Genomic DNA, 21,645 nt, shown 5'->3' with positions numbered 1-21,645 from the left:
GTCCTTCTCCTTAACGATAAATCGCCGGGGACATTAACCCAGCAGCGCCTGCAGGTGAGCCGCAACGTCGCTTTGCGCGACGGTCTGCTGTTCACCTGAACGCAAGTCCTTCACGACAACCTGACGGTTCGCCACTTCGTTTTCGCCGAGCACAAGCGCAACGCGAGCGCCCCACTTGTCAGCACGGGCGAACTGTTTCTTGAAGTTGCCGCCGCCGTAGTTCGTCATCAGCTTGCCTGCCGGGAACGCATCGCGTACCGCTTCAGCCAGCAGCATCGCCGCCGTCTGGGTACCGTCGCCGGAAGCAACCAGGTAAATATCGACAACAGAATCGGCTTTAAATTCCGGATTCACAGCCTGAACCAGTAAAACGAGGCGCTCAAGCCCCATGGCGAAGCCAACGGCCGGTGTTGCGCGACCGCCCAGTTGCTCAACCAGGCCATCGTAACGCCCGCCCGCGCAGACGGTGCCCTGCGAGCCGAGGCTGCTGGTCACCCACTCAAACACGGTGCGGTTGTAGTAATCGAGACCGCGCACGAGGCGCTGATTGACGGTATAACCGATGCCCGCCGCATCGAGATATGCGCACAAGCCGGCAAAATGCTCGCGCGACTCGTCATCCAGGTAATCGCCAAGCGTCGGCGCATCGTTAAGCAGCGCCTGCACTTCCGGATTTTTAGAGTCCAGCACGCGAAGCGGGTTGCTGTACATACGGCGTTTGCAGTCGTCGTCGAGCTTATCAACATGCTGTTCAAGGAAAGCCACCAGCGCATCGCGATAGTTCGCGCGCGCTTCCAGCGAACCGATAGAGTTGAGCTCCAGAGATACGTGGTCGGCGATGCCGAGCGCACGCCACCAGCGAGCGGTCAGCATGATCAACTCAGCGTCGATGTCCGGCCCCTGCAGGCCAAAAACTTCAACACCCAGCTGATGGAACTGACGATAGCGCCCTTTTTGCGGACGCTCGTGACGGAACATCGGCCCGATGTACCACAAGCGCTGTTCCTGATTGTACAGAAGACCATGTTCAATACCGGCGCGCACGCAGCCCGCGGTCCCTTCAGGACGCAGAGTCAGGCTATCGCCGTTGCGGTCCTCAAAGGTGTACATCTCTTTTTCAACCACGTCTGTGACTTCACCGATGGCGCGTTTGAATAACGGGGTCTGCTCTACAATCGGCAAACGAATTTCGCTGTAACCGTAGCTGCCGAGCACCTGTTTGAGTGTGCTTTCAATGCGCTGCCAGATGGCGGTTTCGCCCGGCAGATAATCGTTCATGCCGCGAATGGCTTGAATGTTTTTTGCCACGTTTATTCTCTTATTCAATACAAAAAATGAACCCGAATCAGGCCCGCTGCCAAATCGCGACGCGCCATGCGGGTTCAATCATACACGGGAAGCCAGACGCTTCCCAGTTGCCTTATTTTTCCAGTTGCTGCACGTTGATGCGCTGGCTTGCATCGAGCATGGCGGCTTTGGCGCGGATCTTCGCTTCAAGCTGACTTATCATCTCTTCGTTGTCGAGACGATCTTTACGCACGCCCTCTTCATAAAAGCCGCTCTTTTTGTTGCCGCCGGTTACGCCAAGCGTGGAAACCAGCGCTTCGCCCGGCCCGTTCACCACACAGCCGATAATAGAGACATCCATCGGCGTGATGATATCCTCCAGGCGCTGCTCCAGCGCGTTCACGGTGCCGATAACGTCGAACTCCTGGCGCGAACAGGTCGGGCAGGCGATGAAGTTAATGCCGCGGGAACGAATGCGCAGGGATTTGAGAATATCGAAGCCGACTTTGATCTCTTCCACCGGGTCGGCGGCAAGCGAAATGCGCAGGGTATCGCCGATACCTTCAGACAGCAGCAAACCAAGGCCGATAGCTGATTTCACGGCGCCCGCGCGTGCACCGCCCGCTTCGGTGATCCCAAGATGCAGGGGTTGATCGATCTGCTTTGCCAGCAAGCGATAAGATTCGACCGCCAGGAACACGTCGGAGGCCTTTACGCTCACCTTGAATTGATCGAAGTTCAGACGATCGAGGTGATCGACATGGCGCATGGCGGATTCCAGCAGCGCCTGCGGCGTGGGCTCGCCATATTTTTCCTGCAGATCTTTTTCCAGCGATCCGGCGTTTACGCCGATGCGGATAGGAATATTTTTATCGCGCGCGCAGTCTACTACCGTGCGGATGCGCTCTTCGTTGCCGATGTTGCCGGGGTTAATGCGCAGGCAATCCACGCCATATTCCGCCACCTTCAGGGCGATGCGGTAGTCGAAGTGAATGTCCGCCACCAGCGGCACGCTGACTTGCTGCTTGATGAGTTTAAACGCCTCAGCGGCGTCCATGGTAGGAACCGATACGCGCACGATGTCGGCGCCCACGCGCTCAAGCGCTTTGATCTGATTGACCGTCGCTTCTACATCCGTAGTGCGGGTGTTGGTCATCGACTGAACGGCGATGGGGGCGCCATCGCCGATCGGCACATTGCCGACATAAATACGTTTAGACTTTCTGCGTTGAATCGGCGCTGCGTTATGCATGAAATTTCTCCCTCACTGCCCGTCTGTTACTGCGTTACTGATTGTTCGGCATTGAGGGTCAGACGAGCAACCTGGTTAGTTCTGATAAAACGACTTAAATCAACCGGTTTACCCTGATACTGGATCTGGACAGCGGACGGTGCGCCAATTTTGAGCTTGTAAGGCGCCTCGCCAGAAAGATTAAGGTTAGCGTCCTTACGTTGCAGGCCGCTGAACAATTTCTTACCCGTAGCGTCCGTAACTTCCAGCCAGCAATCGGCGGTGAAGTTCATTACCAGCGCGTTAGCATCCGCCGCAGGCGTTGTGGCCGCCTGGTCAACCGGCAACTGACCGGCTGCAGGCGCAGGCTGCTGCGCTGTGGCGTCTACGTTCGCCTGGCTCGGCGAAACGACAGCCGGCTGCTGCGGCTGCACTGGCGTCGCGGTCGGCGCGCTGGTTTGCGCCGTAGCGGCGGGCGCATTGGCGGCAGAGGTGCTGGTTTCGTCCGGGAGATCGGCAGGCGGCGTCGCCTGCACGGTGGATTGATCCTGAGCCGCGGAGGCGTCGCCCGTATTCAGGGGAACGGCCTGGCCCTGGCCGCCGGAAGCGTTCAGTTCAGCGCTTGACTGATCGGCCATGGTGGTTATCTCTTCCTGCTGCGCTTTGTGGTTCTGCCACCACCACGCGCCTGTCAGGCCGACCACCACAAACAAGATAAGCCAGGTAAAGCTCATCAGCCAGCCGTCGCGTTTTTTACGGCGTTTGCCCAGCGCGTAAGTCTGCATCGGCGCGACTTTGGCGGTTTTAACGGGCACCTGCTTAGCCATCATCGGCAGCAGTTCTTCTTCCGGAATATGCACCAGGCGCGCATAGGAACGGATGTAGCCACGCAGGAAAGTCGACGCCAGATCGGCAGGCGCTTTATCCTCTTCGATATCGCGAACTGTAGAGAGCTTCAGGCAAAGGCGTTCCGCCACGACCTGCTGGCTAAGTCCGAGTTGTTCACGAGCAAGACGAAGACGTTCGCCCGTGGTTTGTGCTGCATTGTGTTCGTGAGTGGCTTCAGTATTCATTAGCTACAACTGCTGGTACTGTTTTAATTAAGGAACCAGGCACCGGCTGGCGACTCTACGGTTTCCTGTATTGCCCGCCCGTACCGCGAAAACTCTGTTTGCCCATTGAAGCTTACGTGCTCGCTGTCATGCCAAAGACTGACGGTGTTTTCACCGTTAAGCCTGTGTCATTGTTAACGCACGCGCTTCTGGTCAGTTAACCATAGCCAGCTTTTTATGCCCTGTCTGTTTAATGCGCACAGAACAGCCAGAATCGGCCAAGCTAAACTGTTGTTGCGACGCTACATACTGCCTCAAAGCGAGAAGAAACGCACCGTAATTATTTACATCTTACGCTTCTTTATCCTGCAAGCGGCGCACTGACGTAAACATCGCCAGCGCGCCGCCAGTCTGCCTGTCAGACTGCCTTAACGGCGATAGGTTCACCCTGCATACGCTTACGCATCGTACGCTTAGTGCGGTCGATGACATCGCCAGCCAGTTGGCCGCATGCCGCATCGATATCATCGCCGCGCGTTTTGCGCACGATGGTGGTGAAACCGTAGCTCATCAGCACTTTGGAGAAACGGTCGATACGGCTGTTCGAACTCCGTCCGTAGGGCGCGCCAGGGAAGGGGTTCCACGGGATCAGGTTAATCTTGCACGGCGTATCTTTCAGCAGTTCCGCCAGCTGGTGCGCATGCTCCGTCTCATCGTTGACGTGGTCCAGCATCACGTACTCAATGGTAACGCGGCCCTGATTAGCGTTGGATTTTTCCAGATAACGACGCACTGCTGCCAGGAAAGTCTCGATATTGTACTTTTTATTGATCGGGACAATTTCGTCACGGATTTCATCGTTCGGCGCGTGCAGGGAAATGGCCAGCGCTACGTCAATCATATCGCCAAGCTTGTCCAGCGCCGGCACGACGCCCGAGGTAGACAGCGTAACGCGACGTTTTGACAGGCCAAAACCGAAATCATCCAGCATAATCTCCATCGCCGGCACCACATTGGTGAGGTTCAGCAACGGTTCGCCCATGCCCATCATCACCACATTGGTGATAGGACGCTGGCCGGTCACTTTCGCCGCGCCAATAATTTTGGCGGCGCGCCATACCTGGCCGATAATTTCTGAAACGCGCAGGTTACGGTTAAAGCCCTGCTGTGCGGTAGAGCAGAATTTACACTCCAGCGCGCAGCCAACCTGTGAAGAGACGCACAGGGTAGCGCGATCGTCTTCCGGGATATAAACCGTTTCCACGCGTTGGTCGCCTACGGCGATGGCCCATTTTATGGTGCCGTCGGAAGAACGTTGTTCTTCAACGACTTCCGGCGCACGGATTTCCGCCACCTCTTTGAGCTTGCCGCGCAACACCTTGTTGATGTCGGTCATCTCATCGAAATCATCACAGCAATAGTGATACATCCATTTCATCACCTGATCGGCGCGAAAAGGCTTTTCACCAAGCGTTTTGAAGAATTCGCGCATTTGCTGACGGTTCAGGTCGAGCAGGTTGATTTTTTCAGCTTTGGAAGCGGTGGCTGCTGAGGCGAGCTCAGGCGTGACAATGTGTTCAGACATAATGTATTCCGGCCTCGTTATTACACGTTATGGCCCTTGGAGGGTTAAAAAGAGACGCCCCGGTGAGCAGACACGCTCGTCCGGGGCGCAGCATTGTACAAATTCTATGGCATGGATGCCATCGCTTAAAGCGTCGCAGAAAAATAAACTTCCTGCGGCGCTTCGGTTTTACAGCGATTAGCGAGTGCGCGGGCAGACTTCGCCTTCGCCGAAGAAGTAGGCGATTTCGCGCGCAGCGGATTCTACGGAATCGGAACCGTGAGTGCCGTTTTCAGTGAAGCTGTCAGCGTAATCAGCACGCAGAGTGCCGGCCAGCGCGTTTGCCGGGTTGGTTGCGCCCAGCAGGTCGCGGTGACGCTGTACCGCGTTTTCGCTTTCCAGTACGGAAACCACGATCGGGCCGGAAGTCATGAACTCCACCAGGCCATCAAAGAACGGTTTACCTTCGTGCTCAGCATAGAAGCCGCGAGCCTGCTCAACGCTCAGATGCAGCATTTTGGTGCCAACAATTTTGAAACCAGCGGATTCAAAACGAGCAAAGATGCTGCCGATAACGTTTTTAGCTACGGCGTTCGGCTTGATGATGGAGAAAGTACGTTCAATTGCCATGATTACCTCTGTAATTGTTCTGTTTACCCGGCAGGCCGGAGTGAAATTGGCGCCGATTATAATGAGCAACGTCAGCCTTGCCTATGGTTCGGGATAACATTTTTTTAAAATAATGTTACCTTTAGCAACAGTTCATGCTTAAAGCGCGTTTTTCACCATTTTGGCTTATTGCAAAGTAAAGCGCGCTACCGCCGTTTGGCCCGCCTCATCCAGCGCCACTAATTGATATTCACCGCTTTTTTGCGGCATTAACGTTACGCTGTTGCCGCTCGCTTCAAGCAGGTCGCCATTTAAAAACCACCAGCGCCTGCCCTGCCCACCCTGACTGACAATGCGTAAGGAGAGCGCCGTCTGGCCGGGCAGCCGTTTCACTATCGCGCCATCGCTAACGCCGGAAATCAGCAGCGGCGCGACATCCTCCGCCTGCATTGGCGGGCAGCTTGCTGAGGCAGGCGGCAAGCGCGCCGCACGACGCTCGGACGCCGGCAGCCAGGGCTCCAGCGGCAAAGGCCAAAGCAGAACGTCCTTTTTTATCGCCTCGGGACAATCGGCGGCCACACGCTCGCCTTTCTTGTTAAGCCAGACCGGGCGAACGATGCCCTGGTTACTCTCCTGCCCCTGCGCCAGCAGCGTTGGCGGTTCGCTGTTGTCCAGCAGCCAGGTCGCAAGCCGACGACGACAGTTCGTGTCGCCTGCGGGCAGAGCTTGCCCGCCAGGCCAGCAGATCGCGGCGGAAGTCACCGAAGCGGGACGCGGATCGACAGGCTGCGCAATGCGCTGGCTCTGTACGCCTGCCTGCAACAGATTGTTGATCTGATTGAGTACCGGCACGGCGCTGGCGAAACCAAACTGCCCTGCGACCGGCGTACCGTCGGGTCTTCCTGTCCAGACGCCAATGACATATTGCGCAGTGATGCCAATGGCCCAGGCGTCGCGGTAGCCATAGCTGGTGCCGGTTTTCCATGCCAGCGGCACGGTTTGCGGCAGCGAGCTGTCCGGCAGCGGCTGCGCTTCATTGGCCAGAATGCGGCGAATAATCCACGCCGCGCCCTGCGACATCAGGGGACGTTCAAGTAAAGGATCCTGCGGCGTCAGCCGCAATTGCCCTGCCCGACCATGGCGGGCAAAGGCGCTATACGCGGCGACCAGTTCATCAAGCCGGGCGCCCGCCCCGCCAAGAATAATAGCAAGGCTTGGCTCAGCCGCTGGCGGGAACCGCAACTGTAGGCCGGCATTTCGCAACCTGCCGGTAAAACGCCTGGGTCCATAGGCCTCCAGCACCTGCACCGCCGGAAGGTTGAGCGAACGCACCAGCGCTTCGCTCATGCTGACCGGGCCGTTAAAACCGCTGTCGAAATTTCCGGGGCGGTAATCCCCAAAACGACGCGGCACATCCTGTAGTAAAGAGGCGGGATGGATCAGCCCGTCATCCAGCGCGAAGCCATAGATAAAGGGTTTAAGCACCGAGCCAGGAGAACGCACGGCCGTGACCATATCCACATGGCCAAAACGGCTATCATCATCGATATCCGCTGACCCGACCCAGCCGCGCACCTTCATGCTTTGATGGTCCACCACCAGCATCGCCAGCGAGCTGCGGGCCGGTAAACGGCTTTTCAGGTTAAGCGCCAGCGCCTCCAGTTGCCGCTGAAGCGCGGCGTCGAGTGTGGAAACAATTTTTACGCCAGCCTCGCGCTGGGCCAGATGGCGGGCGAAGAGCGGCGCCAGTTGCGGCATCTGACGCGGCGCAAGCCATACAGGCTCTTGCAGGGACTCTTTGACCTGCCTGTCGCTCCAGACGCCTTCCTTCGCCATTCGCCGCAGCACTTTGTCGCGCGCTGCCTGAGCGCGCTGCGGCCAGCGGTCGGGCCGCAGCCGGCTCGGCGCCTGCGGCAACACCGCCAGTAGCGCGGCGTCGGCGTAGCTCAGCCGTTCAGGCGATTTGCCCAGATAGGCCCAGCTTGCTGCGCCTACGCCCTGCAGCGTACCGCCGAAAGGCGCGCGGTTAAGATAGAGCGTGAGGATATCCGTTTTTGAAAGATGCCACTCCAGCTGCAGGGCTCGCCACAACTGGCGAAGCTTGCCGCCAGGCGTTCGCGGATGGGGGTCCAATAAGCGCGCCACCTGCATGGTAAGCGTGCTGCCGCCGGATACGACATGGCCCGCCCGTAAATCCTGCCAGGCGGCGCGCAGCACGGAAAAAGGATTTACGCCGGGGTGTTTCCAGAACCAGCGGTCTTCGTAGTTCAGCAGCGCTTCAAGATAGCGGGGCGAAACCTCATTCAGAGAGACTGGATAACGCCAGATGCCGTTTTCATCGGCAAAGCGCCACAGCGGCACGCCCGCTTCCGTGACGACAACACGCGCAGGATGCACTTCGCGCAGCGGCAGCGGCCAGAGCCGGTCGGCGCTCCACAACATCAGCATCAACAGGAGCGGCAGCGCCGCCAGCCAGAGCCAGCGACGCCGCATTAAACGCCTTCTCACAATAAGGCTCGTTTAAGGCGTAACACTGAGGGTTTCACCGCCCGCGCCGTTAGCTCGCCACTGGGGAATATACATCGACTCAACCTGCGGAGCAGGAATGGTATAGCTGCCCGGCGTGACGGCACGGGCCAGGTATACCAGCGTGACATGTTCCCCTTCGTTTACCGGCAGCGCCGCAACGAAGCGATCGTCGCGAAACTCCATGTGCTGAATGTCCAGTTGCTGCATGCGGTTAATCAGGTTTTCCGCTTCGCTGCCAGCGTTATTCAGGCTGGCGCTGGCATTCGCCAGATTCTGGTTTTCCAGCTCGAGCCCGGCGGGCAGCAGATCCACAACCAGCGCGTCCGGCACCGTTTTGTCGGCCCAGACATCAAGCCAGACCATCACCAGTTCGCCGCTTTTCAGGCTGGAAAGCGGTTTCGGCTGGCCTTTGCTGTCAAGGAAGTGGCGTTCAATGTGCAGCACGTTGCCGCCAGGCGCGGGCGCCTCAAGCGGATAGCCGCTGCTGTCCAGACGCAGCCAGAGCGGCGAGCTGCCCGTGTTGGTTACCTGAAGCGACGCCAGTTGTTCGCCTGAGACCGGAATCGCCTGCGCTTTATCACCCTGCAGGAACTGCCCCGGCAGCGAGGTTTGCGCCTGCCATGCCGCCGGCTGGCTTTGCAGGCTGCGTCCGGCAAGGAACAGCGCGTTGCTCTCCTGGGTTGAAAGCCAGCGCTGGCTATAAGCCTCTTCGGAAAGCGAAGTGACAAGCTGGTTCTGCGCCAGCGGCAGCAGTTTGTTTTCCTGAAGCAGCGCGAGCTTAAGCGCATTATCGCGAAGCGTGCTGCCATAATCGCCAAGCCAGCCAGCTTTTTCGCTGCGTCCGGTCTTAAGCCCCGTCTCTATCGCCTCTTTGGCGCGGGGCGCGTCGCCCATCAACTGCAACGCTACGCCAAGCTGCACCAGCGGCAACCCGGAGCGCGCCGCCGCGCGCTGCTCCCACAATTCGCGAAGCGCGCCCAGCGGCGCTTTTTGTTGACGCGCCAGCACCAGGCCCGCATAAGCCTGTACGGCGAATTTACTGGCAGGCGTGTCATCGCTATAGCGCAGCGCCATCACGCCCGGATCCTGCAGGTAGCGCAGCAGGCGGTTATTGGCTTTGTTAAGCGCTTCGGTGGAAACGCTATAGCCCTGCTCGCCAGCGCGCACCAGGAAGTCAGTAACATAGGCGGTCGCCCAGTACTCTTCCGGGCCTTCTTTATCCCACAGCCCAAAGCCGCCCTCTTCACGCTGCATTTCCAGCAGACGCGCAATACCGATATCCACAGCGGCCCGGCGCTGTTCATCGCTTTCTCCTTTGATCCCTAAAGATTTAAGCTGCGCGGCATTGGTGTAGAGCGATGGGAACAGGCCGCTGGTGGTCTGTTCAAGGCAGCCGTAAGGGTAGGCCTTAAGCTCCTGGATATAGCGGGCAATGTTAAGCGGCGCCTGCCCGCTCAGCAGCAGTCGTCCGCCAAGCGTGGCGACATCCAGCCCAGTCACATGACGCGCGGCGGGCGTCCAGACTTCGCCCGGGCCAAGCACAGCGCCGCTGTTGACAGTCTGCGCGGCAAAAGCCGGACGCACGCCCACTTTCCACTGTTTGACCAACGGCGCGAATGTCTCATTCGGCAGAACAAGACCGCTAATGCGAGCGCTTATTTCGCCATCGCCATAGCCCTGCCCTGCCCGCACAGGGATAAACACCGTCTGGCGAGCATTCGGCGCGAGCTGCAGTTGCTTCGTATCATTTGTTTCAAGCTGCGCCAGCCCGCTGGTCGTGAACTGCGCGGTTAACTGCTGCGGTTTATCCGTGAGGTTAGTGATATCCAGCGCCAGGCGTGAAACATCCCCGCCTGCCATAAAGCGAGGCGTGCTCAGTTCCGCAATCAGCGGCGCGGCCACGATCACCTTTCCTTCCGCGCTGCCGAAGCGATCGTCAGTCCATGCCTGCGCCATAACGCGCAGCTCGCCGTTGAAATCGCCAATCGGCAGCGTCACCGTGCCTTCGCCATCGGCGTCCAACAGCACCGGCTGCGCCTGCTGGGCAATAATGGTGACATGGTTGACCGGCGGTTTGCCGCCGCGGTTAAGCTCATCGCCGTCGCCGCCAAAACGCAGCGCGGCCAGCCGCCCCTGCCCTTCAATAACCTGGCCGTAGATATCGTAAATATCCGCGCCATAGCGCTTCTGGCCGAAAAAGGCGCGCCACGGGTCAGGCGTGACATAATCGGTGATATTAAGCACGCCGCTGTCCACTGCGGACAGCAGCACATTAACCTGTTCAGGCATTTTGCCGTTCTTCACGCTGGCCTTCACTTTTACCGTGAGCGGCTGATTCGGGCGCATTTTTTGCGGTGATTCCAGGCTCAGCGCCAGGCGACGGCTCTCATCGCCAAGCGGTAAATGCAGCAGCCCTACGGCGCGTTTGGGCGTTGCAGAACGGGATTTATCGCCCGGGCGGACCACCAGCGCGCTGAGATAGAGATCGTGACGCTGCCAGGCTTTATCGACCGGAATCGCAATATCCAGCCCTTTTTCCGGCACGTCTATCTCCTGCCACCACAGCGGACCGTCGCTCGACTCCACCATCGCATAACCTTTACCGGCGGCTGGCGCGGCAATGTGCAGGTTAATCGTGTCGCCTGGCTGGTAGGTCGGTTTGTCGATTTTTAGCGTAACGCGGTCCGGCCTCGGCGCCCCTGCGCCGCCTTCGCTATTATCCTGCCAGCTGTAGCCCGCCCAGAAACGCACGCTGCTGACGGTTTCATCCGGCGCTTTGACCTCCAGACGGTAAGACCCCCACTCTACCGGGAAGCTGACGTTGCCGGTTTCATCCGCCGCGAGATTAAGCGTTTGTTCGCCTTCCACCAGATCTTTCTGGTCGAACTGCGACTGCCAGCCTTCGTTTTCCGACCAGTTCCAGTAATAGTCGCGACGCTCGCGAATCAACCGCACCTGCAGGCCCGATACCGCCGTTTTAACGCCCTGGCTGTCGGCATAAACGATGTCGAAAGCGGCGTTGCCGCCTTCATCCACCATCGGCTGATTGGTGGTATCGCCCGTGCGGTAGTCATAAACGGCTTTGTCGCCGAATTGGGGACGAATGCCCGGCAGATTTTTAGCGGGCCATACCGGCTGCTCCACGCGGCGGGTTACCGGACGACCGCCTGATTCCAGCAGGCTCGCCTGCAAAATAACGCGCAGCGGCGAGCGGCTTTCGCCCCACTGGCTCGGCACCTCTATCTGACCATGCCCTTCGTCATCCAGCGTAAGCTGCACTTCATCCAGGCTGCGGGAGAGATTCTCTTCGGCAATATCGCCGAACTGAAAGCCAGGCAGCTGCGCTACTGCATCTCGCAGCGGACGCACAAAAAGCTGCCCCTGGAGGCTGTTGCCAGATGCTGGCGCGCCATACAGATAATGGCCTGTTACCGCAAAATTCACCGTATCTGCGGGCGCGATGGGCGCTTGTTGCGCCGTAATGTTCAGCGCCAGCCGCTCCGGCATAAAGTCTTCCACCTGGAAGCGCCAGTCGCGGGGCAGGTTGTCGCCGGTGTTGGCGCGGATATGCCAGCCGCCGGTTGGGGCGCGGCTGTCAACCGGCAGCGCTAACTGGTACAGGCCGTTTTTTGGCTCTACCACCAGCGTGCGCGCGACCTGCCCATCCGGTTTCACCATCTCGAATTTAACTGGCTGCGCAGGCAGCGGCTTGCCGTCGCCATCGCGAAGCAGCGCGTTGAGAATGACCGTTTCCCCTGGGCGATAAAGATCGCGAGGGCCAAACATAAAGAACTGCTTGCTGTAACCCGTGTCGCCGCCAATCTGGAATTCCGCGAGATCTAACGCCGGCAGGTTGAGATCGAGCAGCGTGGTCTGTTCACCAAGGCGCGTCAGCACCAGCGCCGCCTCTTTGTGGTCATCCAGCATGGCGTGGCCGTCGCCGTCGGTTTTCGCCTCGCCAAGCGTCTGCCCCTTGTCATTCAGCAGGCGGACTTCCACGCCGCTTTGCGCCGCGCCGTTCTCAAGACTCTGGGTGAAAATATCAAGCCGGTTATGGTAGCGGTGGACAGAGAGACCGATATCGCTCAGCGTGAACAGCGTTGCGGCGTTGCTGTAGTTGTAATGGCCCGCCTGATTCATAACGGCAAGGTAAACGCCCGGCTGCTGCAACGGCTTGATATCGTTCAACGGCAGCAGCAGCTTTTCGCGGGTATTGCGCGCCGGGTTGAGATCGAAGCGCCCGGTATAAACCAGGTCCGCCATTTTCAGCAGTTGATCGGATTCCCAGTTGGTCAGGGAACTGCGGTACTCCCACTGGCTGACGAAAGAGGGTAGCGACTCCGCCTTCACGCGATAAAAATTGACGTCGACGCTATTCACATTAAGCGCCATGACCGGCAGCCCCTGCACGACTTTCCCCGGCAGCAGCGAGCCGCGGCTGGCGAAGCCGACGCCAGGCGCTATATCGCGCGTGGTAATGGTTTTTTCATACTCTTTACCAAAGGAGGATTTGTTGAGCGCCTGTAGTCCGCTGTCGATGGTCAGCACCAGCTCCCGGTTTGGCTCCAGATGGCGCAGACGCAGCTCTTTAAGATTGGCTGAAAGCTCCCATGCGCCATCCACTTTGCCACTTTTTTTGTCGACCAGATGAACAACGCGCGAGAACTCCTGCTCCGGGTCGAGCGGAATGGAGAAGGCGAGCGCCAGAGCGCTTGCGCCTTCAAGCTGCACTTCCGAGGCATCGGTTAAGGCAAGCGGTTTGCCCGCGCTTTGCGCCGCCAGCTTTTGCAGCGTCGCCGCGTCGGGCTTCGCGTTTTGCGCCGCTTGCGGTTCAGGCGCGCGGCTTTGCTGCGCGCTCGCCGGGCTTACCGCCGCGTTATCGTTATTATCGCACCCCATAAGCGTAAGCGCGGCCAGCCATGCCGCCGATAAGGCAGCCAGTCGTACTCGATTCATTTTTTTATCCCTGGCCGAAACGGCCCCCAAAGGGTTTCAGTACCGGCAAGTATTATGCGCAACTTCAGCAAATACAAAAGCCACCATTTTTATTTCTGAACCGCGTCTCGCAAAGCCGATGCAAGACGATGAAATTTGCTGCTGTCCGGGCGAAAAACCGATTTGCAACCGCGATCACAAGCCATAACGTTACATGTTACCTTGGCAGTCATTTGTTTTTAAAACAAAGAGATAGCTGGAAAGGCCCCGGCATGGAATGTACTTTTAACGGCATACCTTTAGCAATTACGGTTTAGCCCACTATAAAAAAGAGAGTGCTGAATGAAACGAGCCGTGAACGCCCTACAAAACTTCGGCAAGTCGCTGTACGGACCGGTGCTGATTTTACCCATCGTCGGTCTGTTTATCGCTTTCGGCAACGTGCTGGGAAACGGCAACCTTGCTGATTACCTGCCCTTCCTCGGTCACCCTGCCATTCAAAACATTGGTCAACTGATCGCGAAATCGGCGGTCTCCGTACTGGCGAACCTGGCGCTGGTTTTCGCCGTCGGCATCCCCATAGGGCTGGCGGCGCGGGATAAAGGCTACGCGGCGCTGATTGGGCTGGTCACCTTTGTGGTCTTTATTAACGCCATGAGCGTTACGCTTGCGATGCAGGGCGAACTGGCGCCTGCCGACCAGATGCGCGCGGCGGGCCAGAGCATGGTGCTGGGCGTACAGGTGCTGGAGATGGGTGTTTTTGCCGGCATTCTGACCGGCGCGCTTTCCGGCTATCTCTATAACCGCTACTCCAGCGTGCAGTTTTCCGGGGCGATGGCCATTTACTCCGGCCACTGTTTTGTCGCCATCATCATGCTGCCGGTGTCGATGGTGCTTGGGGTGATAATGAGCGAACTGTGGCCTTTCGCCCAGCACGGCATCAGCGCGATGGCGCTCGCCATTAAAGGCGCCGGACCGTTTGGCGTGGCGGTGTATGGCTTCCTTGAGCGCATTCTGGTACCGACCGGCCTGCATCACCTGGTCTATACCCCGTTTCTTTATACCGAGCTTGGCGGCACGCAGGAGGTATGCGGCACCGTCTATCAAGGCGCGCGCAATATTTACTTCGCCGAAATGGCCTGCCCAACCGTTACGCAGCTAAGCAGCACGGTGGTATGGGACGCCCGCGGCATCAGCAAAATGTTCGGCCTGCCCGCTGCGGCGCTTGCCATGTATATGACGGCGAAACCCGAACGCAAGGCGGCGGCCAAAGCCATTCTCATCCCGGCGGCGCTCACGTCGATGCTGGTAGGCGTCACCGAGCCTATCGAGTTCTCTTTCCTGTTTATCGCGCCGCTGCTTTTTGTGGTGCACGCGGTGCTGACAGGCCTCGGCATGATGCTGTTTTACCTGCTCGGCGTTCACGCCATCGGCGCTAACGGCATTATCGATTTCATTCTCTATAACCTGCCGCTTGGCACCGCCAAATCAAACTGGCCGATGTATATCCTGGTGGGCCTGATCATGGCGACGCTGTACTTCGTGATTTTCCGCTTTCTCATCCGCCGCTTCGACATGAAAACCCCGGGGCGTGAAGAAGAAGACCAGGAGACGCGCCTGTACAGCAAGCAGGAGTACCAGGCGAAAGGCGCCAACGAGGGCCTTGGCGAAGCGATTATCGAAGGTCTGGGCGGCCGGACAAATATTGAAGTGGTGGACAACTGTTATACCCGCCTGCGCGTCACGGTGCGCGACGTCGCCGCTATCGATGAGCCTCGTCTGAAAGCAACCGGCGCCAAAGGGGTGATTAAGCAAGGCAATAACGTTCAGGTGGTCTACGGACTGCATGTGAAAAAGATGCGTGAAGCAGTCGAAATGTTTCTCTGACAGGAGCTTATGATGTTGAAACCTCCCTTTATTTTATCCATCGCCGGCGGCGGCAGCACCTATACGCCAGGCATTGTGAAAAGCCTGATGGTGCGCTTAAGCGATTTTCCGCTCGCCGAGATCCGTCTCTATGACATCGACAGCGCGCGCCAGGAGACCATCGCGCCGGTGGTGGAAAAGGTTATCCGCGACCACAGCCAGACCATAAAATTTACCACCACCAGCGACCCGGAAGTGGCGTTCAGCGGCGCGCATTTCGTATTCGCTCAGATGCGCGTGGGTCAGTACAAGATGCGCGAGCAGGATGAAAAGATCCCGCTGCGCCACGGTGTGGTGGGCCAGGAGACCTGCGGTCCCGGCGGGCTGGCATATGGCTTGCGCACCATTCTGCCGATGGTAGAGCTTATCGATCTGGTTGAGCGCTACGCCGATGACAAGGCCTGGATTGTGAACTACTCCAACCCGGCAGCGATTGTCGCTGAAGGGGTGCGCCGCCTTCGCCCGCACGCCCGCGTGCTCAATATCTGCGATATGCCCGTCGCGGCGATGCGCAATATGGGGGCGATCCTGGGCGTCGATCGTCATAAACTGGAGGTGGATTATTTCGGCCTGAACCACTTCGGCTGGTTTACCCGCGTGATGGTAGACGGCGAAGACCGGTTACCGGAGCTGCGTCGCCACATTGCGAAATTCGGCCTGCTGACCGAAGACGCGGCGCAAACGGACCCGCAACATTCCGATCCGTCCTGGGTGAAGACCTGGCGCAACATCAAGCCGATTATGGACCACTTCCCGGATTACCTGCCGAACCCTTATCTGCAGTACTACCTGATGCCAAACGACATCGTCGAGCATCAGGACCCGAACTACACCCGCGCCAATGAAGTGATGAACGGCCGTGAGAAAAAGCTTTTCGCTGCCGCGCAGGAGTATAAGCGCACCGGCGTGTTGCCAGATGCGTTCCATGTGGGCGTACACGGCGCGTTTATCGTGGATGTCGCCTGCTCGCTCGCCTTCGACTTACGTCAACGCCACCTGGTCATCGTCGAGAACAAAGGCGCTATCGCCAATCTGCCTTACGACGCGATGGTGGAAGTGCCCGCTTACATCACCGCCGCCGGGCCGGAACCTGTGCGCATGGGCGCGGTGCCGCTGTTCCACCAGACGCTGCTGATGCAGCAACTCGCTTCAGAACAGCTGCTGGTGGAAGCCACCATTGAAGGCAGTTACGAAAAAGCGCTCCAGGCGTTTACACTTAACCGTACTGTTCCCACGATGCAGCACGCCAGAGCGATTCTCGATGAGATGATCGACGCGAACCGCGACTACTGGCCAGCGCTGCAAAAAGCCTGGCGGAACGGGGAGGCGGCGCAATAATTTCGAGCCAGCTCGCGACATGAAAGTGGTGTCCTTGTGGTCCGGCGGAAAAGCGCTGACAATCCGTTTCTCAGTTTTGACACGGAGAAAACCATGTCCACCACTTTCTTTGTCGCGGGCGACTGGCTCGCAGAGCATATCGACGATCCGGAAATCCAGATCCTCGACGCCCGTATGGCGCCCGCAGGTCAGGAGCATCTGCGCAATATGGCTGAAGAGTACCGCGCGGGCCATATTCCCGGCGCGGTCTTTTTTGATATCGAAGCCCTCTCCGATCATACCACCTCCCTGCCCCACATGATGCCGCGCCCGGAAACGTTCGCGGTGGCGATGCGCGAGCTGGGCGTCAGCAGCGATAAACACCTGGTGGTCTATGACGAAGGCAACCTCTTCTCCGCGCCGCGCGCCTGGTGGATGCTGCGCGCTTTTGGCGTGCAGAACGTATCGATTCTGGCGGGCGGGCTGGCGGAGTGGCAGCGCGACGGTTATCCGCTTATTGAAGGCGAGGTCAGCCTGCCGGAAGGCGACTTCGAGGTGAAGTTTGACGACTCGCTGATAAAGCGCCTGCCGGAAGTCTTGCTGGCGAGCCATGAAAAAACCGCGCAACTGGTCGACGCACGTCCCGCCGCACGCTTTAACGCCGAAGCGGACGAACCGCGCCCCGGCCTGAAACGCGGCCATATTCCCGGCGCGCTGAACGTGCCCTGGACCGACTTAGTGATTAAAGGGCAGTTAAAAACCACTGACGAGTTACAGGAGGTGTTTAACCGCCAGGGGGTTAATCTGACGCAGCCCATTATCGCCAGCTGCGGCTCCGGCGTAACCGCGGCGGTGGTGATGCTGGCGCTCGCCACGCTCGGGGTGGAAGAGGTTAAACTTTACGACGGCTCCTGGAGCGAATGGGGCGCGCGCAACGACCTGCCCATCGAACCGGCGCAATAATGGACAGCCGCCTTGCGCCGCTGCTGACGCGCGGGGAGTCGTTGACGCGCGCGGAGTATCGCGTTTTGTCGCACCTGACCGGCCACCCTTTACTGGTAGGCAAGGTCACGGTGCGCGAACTGGCGCAGGCGACATACGTCTCCACCGCCACCATTATGCGTTTGTGCCAGAAGCTCGGTTTTAGCGGCTACAGCGAGCTTATCTGGCACTGCAAGCAACTGCTTTCCGCCTCGCCGCATATCGCCAGTGAAGCGCCCGCCGCGCAGAGCGACGCGGTGCCCGCGCTGTTTGAACGTTTCCTCAGCAATTACCGGCGCACCTTTCAGTGGGTGACGCCGGAAAAAATGGCGCTGTTTTCGCAGCTGCTGCGTGAGAAAGAACATTTCTTTCTCTACGGCGCCGGTTTTTCCTGGCTTTTCGCCGAGTACCTGACCAAAAAGCTGCAGGTGCTGGGCAAGACGGCGTTTATTTCTGGTCCGGGCGACAGCCGGGCGATTTTTCTCAGCAACGCTTCCCGGTATGAAGTGTTTATCGCCGTTTCCCGCAGCGGCGAAACCGAGCAGGTGCTGGATAAAGCCCGCATTGCGCAAAACGTGGGTATGAAAGTGGTGGCCTTTACCCGCGCCTCGCCCAACAGCCTGGCGGCGATGGCCGACCTGCATTTCGCCCTTTATGACGAAGGGATCCATTTCGCGGCGCAAGCGGACGGCATTACCTCGTTTGAGTCCAACCTGGTGCTGCTTATCGATCTGCTTTTGCTGCAGGCGATGGCGTAATGGCGCGGCACACTGGCCGCGCCGAAGGGAGCATTACTTAAAGTTGTTCAGCGCTTCGCGAGCGTGAATCGCGTTCAGGTTGCGGATGAACAGCTCCAGCAGCGTTTCAGTAGAATAGGCCTTTTTATCTTCGCCTTTCAGCTTGCCTATCCAGGTAAACATCAGCTGGTTTTTGCTGCGCTGCACCCGGGTGCGGTTTTTCCACCAGCCGCCCACGGCGCGCGGCAGTTCATAACCTTGCTTGCAAATGAGCGTCACGGTGATGGTGTCGTTCATGTTCTGCACCTTGAAATCCTCTATCGCGTTAAGCGGGATATCGGCGGTGAACTGGCGGCAGCGTAGCGCTTGCGGCGTCAGGGTCAGGAACGGCGTATGGCGCTTACGCCACTGTTGCCAGAGCGACCAGCACGCCAGCAGTCCCAGCGCGCCCATGGCCGCGCCGCCAGCCAGCATATTCAGGTTAGGTTCGCCCAGATAATTGAAGCCAAGCTGGGTGAGCAGAATAAACGACGCGACGAACAGAATAATCGCCAGAAAGCCGCCGACGACATAGACCTTGTTGCCGGTATACAACGTGACCGATTCGCCCGCCTGCTCCACCACTTCTTCCAGTTCGCGACGGAACGCTTCGCGATGCTGCGTGGCCTTGCCATCCAGCTCACGGGTCATTTGCGCCGCCATCGCCGCGGCCTGAGGCAGAAGCGGCGTCAGGCTCTGCCAGGCATCCTCAGCCGGACGGGTAGCCTGCGCCAGCAGCGAGGCATCCAGCGGGCAGCCCAGCGTTTCGATGCGCTTGCGGCTCGGCGGGTGGCTGTCGGTCGGGTGCGCCGTTTCGCTCTCAAGATAGTGCTGCGGGTCGCTAAAGCCGTTGACCCGCAGATCGTCAATCACGTTTTCCACCAGGTTGTCGCTCTGCAGCTTGCCGTTAAAGAAAGCCTCGAAGACGCGATTCTGCGCTTCGCCAATAGCGGAGATACGCAGCAGCGAAGCGGCAAGCGCGCGGGGAGAGCTGGCGCGGGCGCCGACGGCGTCGGCTTCATGCTCGCGGATGCGGCTCCAGTGGCTTACCGTTTCGTGAAGCTGCTGAATGAACTGAATGCCGATGTGCAGCGAAGGATAAAGGATGACATGGTCCAGCACGGGCGCGTTGCGCTGGTTAAGCACCATGGTTTCAATACTGTGGCTGATGCCCGCATAGAGCGGCGCAAAGCGCAGGCTGTAGAGCGTGTCCTGCCCTGCAAAATGGCCCAGCTCGTGCCCGACGACGGCGCTCAGTTCGTCTTTATCCATGAGCGCCGCCCAGGTCAGCGGGAAGTAAAGCGTCTGCCCTTTCAGCAGCGGGCCATCTTCCAGCTGTACGGGGTTAGCCGTCACATAAAAGCCCTCCAGCAGACCGACCACGATATTATCCGGCACGATAGCGCCAAGACGCTGCGCCAGCGACTCCACCCACTGCCACAGCGCCGGCGCCTGCTCACGGGTCAGGTTATGGCCTGCCACCTCGTGCGGCTCCGGCTGGAACAAAGTAAAACACTGCTTCAGGCTGCCAAGGCTCTTGTAGAGCACCCACAAAATACCGAACAGCACCATAAGCGCGAAAAACATCACTTTGATGCCGCCCGCGTTCATTTTGAAATGGGTGCCGAACCAGAGCGTTTCGTAAACCACAGCGCAGAAGAAAGCCAGCCCGCAGATAACAATCTGCGAGACCATCAGCCACGGCAGCAGTTTGCGACAGCGGTCGAAAGCGCGCACCAGGTCGTCCTGAGAGCGCTTCGCCACGTTTACGCTGCGCCGACACAGAGCAAGCGCGCCGGCATTGAGCACAATGCACAACAGCGCCAGGCCTACGGCCAGGTCCGCCAGTTTGCTTTGCAGTTGGGCCAGCATAATTTCCCTGGCGTACTGGTTTTGCAGTTGGCGTTCATTCGTGATGAGCTCTTTCGCCGGCATGCGATAGTTTTCGCCGTCAGCGGCGAATTCCACCACCGCATTGCTGTCCTTTTGCAACGCCTCGTTCGCTGTCTGGATCAGGGCGTTTGAAAAATCGACGCGTCCGGTAATGTCGCTTACCCGGTAGTGCTGCCAGAGGCCATAGCAGGCAATCAGCAGCGGCACCAAAAAGAGATAGATAAGGCTCTTCCTGTTCATCGTAATATCCGTTTTCCTTGTTTTAGCCATAGAGGGCGAGCGCCTTGCCCGCGCCGTTAACCACGCCTGCCGCCTGGCAGACGCATTGAGACCACGGCCCTCTCAGGGGCCTGTGGGTTAAAATCAGGTTTTCAGTAACGCCCTAACGTTTCCAGAGGCCCGCCTTGCCGTTAACGTTACGCGGCGCGTTTCTCAACAGGCCAATAAATGTGAACAGCATTCACGCGTTAAAACGCGCTGGATAACGGCGATGCCGTTGCGCAAGCGCAAGCTAAGGTATGCCAGTCCCTGCTGCGCCCCGGTTGCGGGCGCTAAACTAAACAGCGAAACAGGAGGGACTCAGCAGCGGGCAAGCTTAGCAAAGAGAGGATGAACAGGGGCCTACCAGAATTTGTCTTGATGAAGAGAATAAATAACGGCGCCATGGCGGGAAATAAAAAGGCGGCAATGTCTGCCGCCCCGGAAATTAAATAATACGGTTTTGTTTAAAGTCGCGCAGGAAACTGCCCCAGCGGCGTTCATAAAACGGCGTAATATGGGCAATCATAAAATGACTTATTCCCTTCTCGCCCTCTTTGACCTGGCATATATCCACCGGCTCATCGCCTGGCAGCGTATCCATCGCCACGCTGCCCGCGGCGCGGATCACCGGATCGATATCGCCCTCCGCCTCGATGCCAATGAGCAGGTTCGGCTGTTCATCCGCCTGCTCTTTGATAGAACAGAGAAATGCCCGTTTCACCGTTTTCATCTCTTTAAAGAGCGTGGTGAGCGAATCAATCATCTGCGCCGGCGGCTCGTTGACCTCCGAGAGCAGCAGCGAAACACCGCCTTCGAGCACTTCCTGGCTGCTGACTGCATCACCTTCCTTGCTGATAAGATGGCTGATTTCACGCGGCGTAAACTCTTTGCCGGTTGGAAGCTTCGCGTTCAGAAAGAGCGCTTCGCCAAGGGTCATTTCAAAAAGCTGGCGCGCAGGCATCATGACAAACGCCTGCTGGTAATCCACCGCCTGCTGCATGGCTTCAAGCGAGGTGAAAAACGGAATAACGGACGCGCCGTCTTCTTTTTCCCAGTGCTGCAAATCCACCGCGCTGTCGGCATCGATGGCCTCGCCCTGCGCCGCTTCGCCCGGCACCCAGACGGTGGAGTCCAGCAGGACGCGGAAAAATGCGGGCCGGTGCGCGGGTTCAGTGGCCGCTTTTTCCAGCAGGGTCTCAAGTTCGTTTTTGGTTTCGGACATAAGGTTTAAATCGTCTGTTTATTAACGGCGAGGGGTCATGCCTCTCGCCACAGGAATAGCGG

At 58.5% G+C, this 21,645-nt stretch carries 13 protein-coding genes; 4 read left to right on the top strand and 9 right to left on the bottom strand.

The window, feature by feature from the left end; all coding sequences use genetic code 11:
• Positions 1 to 33: 33 nt before the first annotated feature.
• The 7 genes from hisS to MT962_RS16440 all read right to left on the bottom strand — a co-directional run bounded on the left by hisS (position 34) and on the right by MT962_RS16440 (position 13,228).
• Positions 34 to 1,308, bottom strand: coding sequence for a histidine--tRNA ligase (gene hisS, locus MT962_RS16470; protein WP_024558736.1), 1,275 nt, complete (start codon positions 1,306 to 1,308; stop codon positions 34 to 36).
• Between the two features lie 112 nt (positions 1,309 to 1,420).
• On the bottom strand, positions 1,421 to 2,539 hold the full coding sequence (ispG, locus tag MT962_RS16465) for a flavodoxin-dependent (E)-4-hydroxy-3-methylbut-2-enyl-diphosphate synthase (protein ID WP_024558737.1): 1,119 nt from the start codon (positions 2,537 to 2,539) through the stop codon (positions 1,421 to 1,423).
• Between the two features lie 26 nt (positions 2,540 to 2,565).
• On the bottom strand, positions 2,566 to 3,591 hold the full coding sequence (gene rodZ, locus MT962_RS16460; protein ID WP_024560295.1) for a cytoskeleton protein RodZ: 1,026 nt from the start codon (positions 3,589 to 3,591) through the stop codon (positions 2,566 to 2,568).
• A gap of 397 nt (positions 3,592 to 3,988) precedes the next feature.
• Positions 3,989 to 5,155 (bottom strand): bifunctional tRNA (adenosine(37)-C2)-methyltransferase TrmG/ribosomal RNA large subunit methyltransferase RlmN, encoded by a 1,167-nt coding sequence (locus MT962_RS16455; protein ID WP_024558739.1) that lies wholly within the window; start codon positions 5,153 to 5,155, stop codon positions 3,989 to 3,991.
• A 177-nt stretch (positions 5,156 to 5,332) separates the two neighbouring features.
• Positions 5,333 to 5,764: a nucleoside-diphosphate kinase gene (gene ndk, locus MT962_RS16450; protein ID WP_024555254.1), complete on the bottom strand. Its 432-nt coding sequence runs from the start codon at positions 5,762 to 5,764 to the stop codon at positions 5,333 to 5,335.
• Between the two features lie 165 nt (positions 5,765 to 5,929).
• Complete coding sequence (pbpC, locus tag MT962_RS16445) at positions 5,930 to 8,236, bottom strand: peptidoglycan glycosyltransferase PbpC (RefSeq protein WP_048888587.1); 2,307 nt, start codon at positions 8,234 to 8,236, stop codon at positions 5,930 to 5,932.
• 27 nt (positions 8,237 to 8,263) lie between these two features.
• Positions 8,264 to 13,228 (bottom strand): alpha-2-macroglobulin, encoded by a 4,965-nt coding sequence (locus tag MT962_RS16440; protein WP_247366070.1) that lies wholly within the window; start codon positions 13,226 to 13,228, stop codon positions 8,264 to 8,266.
• 321 nt (positions 13,229 to 13,549) lie between these two features.
• Here MT962_RS16440 and MT962_RS16435 point away from each other — a divergent pair, with 321 nt between their 5' ends.
• The 4 genes from MT962_RS16435 to MT962_RS16420 all read left to right on the top strand — a co-directional run bounded on the left by MT962_RS16435 (position 13,550) and on the right by MT962_RS16420 (position 18,189).
• On the top strand, positions 13,550 to 15,094 hold the full coding sequence (locus MT962_RS16435; protein WP_024558742.1) for a PTS transporter subunit EIIC: 1,545 nt from the start codon (positions 13,550 to 13,552) through the stop codon (positions 15,092 to 15,094).
• A 12-nt stretch (positions 15,095 to 15,106) separates the two neighbouring features.
• Complete coding sequence (locus MT962_RS16430; protein WP_024558743.1) at positions 15,107 to 16,471, top strand: 6-phospho-alpha-glucosidase; 1,365 nt, start codon at positions 15,107 to 15,109, stop codon at positions 16,469 to 16,471.
• A gap of 93 nt (positions 16,472 to 16,564) precedes the next feature.
• Complete coding sequence (gene sseA, locus MT962_RS16425; RefSeq protein ID WP_024558744.1) at positions 16,565 to 17,413, top strand: 3-mercaptopyruvate sulfurtransferase; 849 nt, start codon at positions 16,565 to 16,567, stop codon at positions 17,411 to 17,413.
• Positions 17,413 to 18,189, top strand: coding sequence for a MurR/RpiR family transcriptional regulator (locus MT962_RS16420; protein ID WP_024560291.1), 777 nt, complete (start codon positions 17,413 to 17,415; stop codon positions 18,187 to 18,189). The genes sseA and MT962_RS16420 overlap by 1 nt, the downstream gene beginning before the upstream one ends.
• Positions 18,190 to 18,222: 33 nt before the next feature.
• Here MT962_RS16420 and MT962_RS16415 read toward each other — a convergent pair whose 3' ends face one another.
• Together MT962_RS16415 and sseB are read right to left on the bottom strand one after the other, a co-directional pair.
• Entirely contained in the window at positions 18,223 to 20,340 is a 2,118-nt protein-coding gene (locus MT962_RS16415) for a M48 family metallopeptidase (protein ID WP_247366069.1), read from the bottom strand.
• 466 nt (positions 20,341 to 20,806) lie between these two features.
• On the bottom strand, positions 20,807 to 21,583 hold the full coding sequence (gene sseB, locus MT962_RS16410; RefSeq protein WP_024558747.1) for an enhanced serine sensitivity protein SseB: 777 nt from the start codon (positions 21,581 to 21,583) through the stop codon (positions 20,807 to 20,809).
• Between the last annotated feature and the right edge of the window lie 62 nt (positions 21,584 to 21,645).

Origin of the sequence: Franconibacter sp. IITDAS19, from assembly GCF_023079515.1 — a bacterium.
Classification (GTDB): Bacteria; Pseudomonadota; Gammaproteobacteria; order Enterobacterales; family Enterobacteriaceae; genus Franconibacter; species Franconibacter pulveris.
The sequence above is the reverse complement of the archived record's forward strand: the minus strand, read 5'-3'. Positions and strand labels throughout refer to the sequence as shown.

Excerpts from the sequence above, each read along its gene's own strand:
- ispG (WP_024558737.1), bottom strand. The coding sequence starts at position 2,539 with ATGCATAACGCAGCGCCGATTCAACGCAGAAAGTCTAAACGTATTTAT.
- rodZ (WP_024560295.1), bottom strand. The coding sequence starts at position 3,591 with ATGAATACTGAAGCCACTCACGAACACAATGCAGCACAAACCACGGGC.
- MT962_RS16455 (WP_024558739.1), bottom strand. The coding sequence starts at position 5,155 with ATGTCTGAACACATTGTCACGCCTGAGCTCGCCTCAGCAGCCACCGCT.
- ndk (WP_024555254.1), bottom strand. The coding sequence starts at position 5,764 with ATGGCAATTGAACGTACTTTCTCCATCATCAAGCCGAACGCCGTAGCT.
- pbpC (WP_048888587.1), bottom strand. The coding sequence starts at position 8,236 with ATGCGGCGTCGCTGGCTCTGGCTGGCGGCGCTGCCGCTCCTGTTGATG.
- MT962_RS16440 (WP_247366070.1), bottom strand. The coding sequence starts at position 13,228 with ATGAATCGAGTACGACTGGCTGCCTTATCGGCGGCATGGCTGGCCGCG.
- MT962_RS16435 (WP_024558742.1), top strand. The coding sequence starts at position 13,550 with ATGAAACGAGCCGTGAACGCCCTACAAAACTTCGGCAAGTCGCTGTAC.
- MT962_RS16430 (WP_024558743.1), top strand. The coding sequence starts at position 15,107 with ATGTTGAAACCTCCCTTTATTTTATCCATCGCCGGCGGCGGCAGCACC.
- sseA (WP_024558744.1), top strand. The coding sequence starts at position 16,565 with ATGTCCACCACTTTCTTTGTCGCGGGCGACTGGCTCGCAGAGCATATC.
- MT962_RS16420 (WP_024560291.1), top strand. The coding sequence starts at position 17,413 with ATGGACAGCCGCCTTGCGCCGCTGCTGACGCGCGGGGAGTCGTTGACG.
- MT962_RS16415 (WP_247366069.1), bottom strand. The coding sequence starts at position 20,340 with ATGAACAGGAAGAGCCTTATCTATCTCTTTTTGGTGCCGCTGCTGATT.
- sseB (WP_024558747.1), bottom strand. The coding sequence starts at position 21,583 with ATGTCCGAAACCAAAAACGAACTTGAGACCCTGCTGGAAAAAGCGGCC.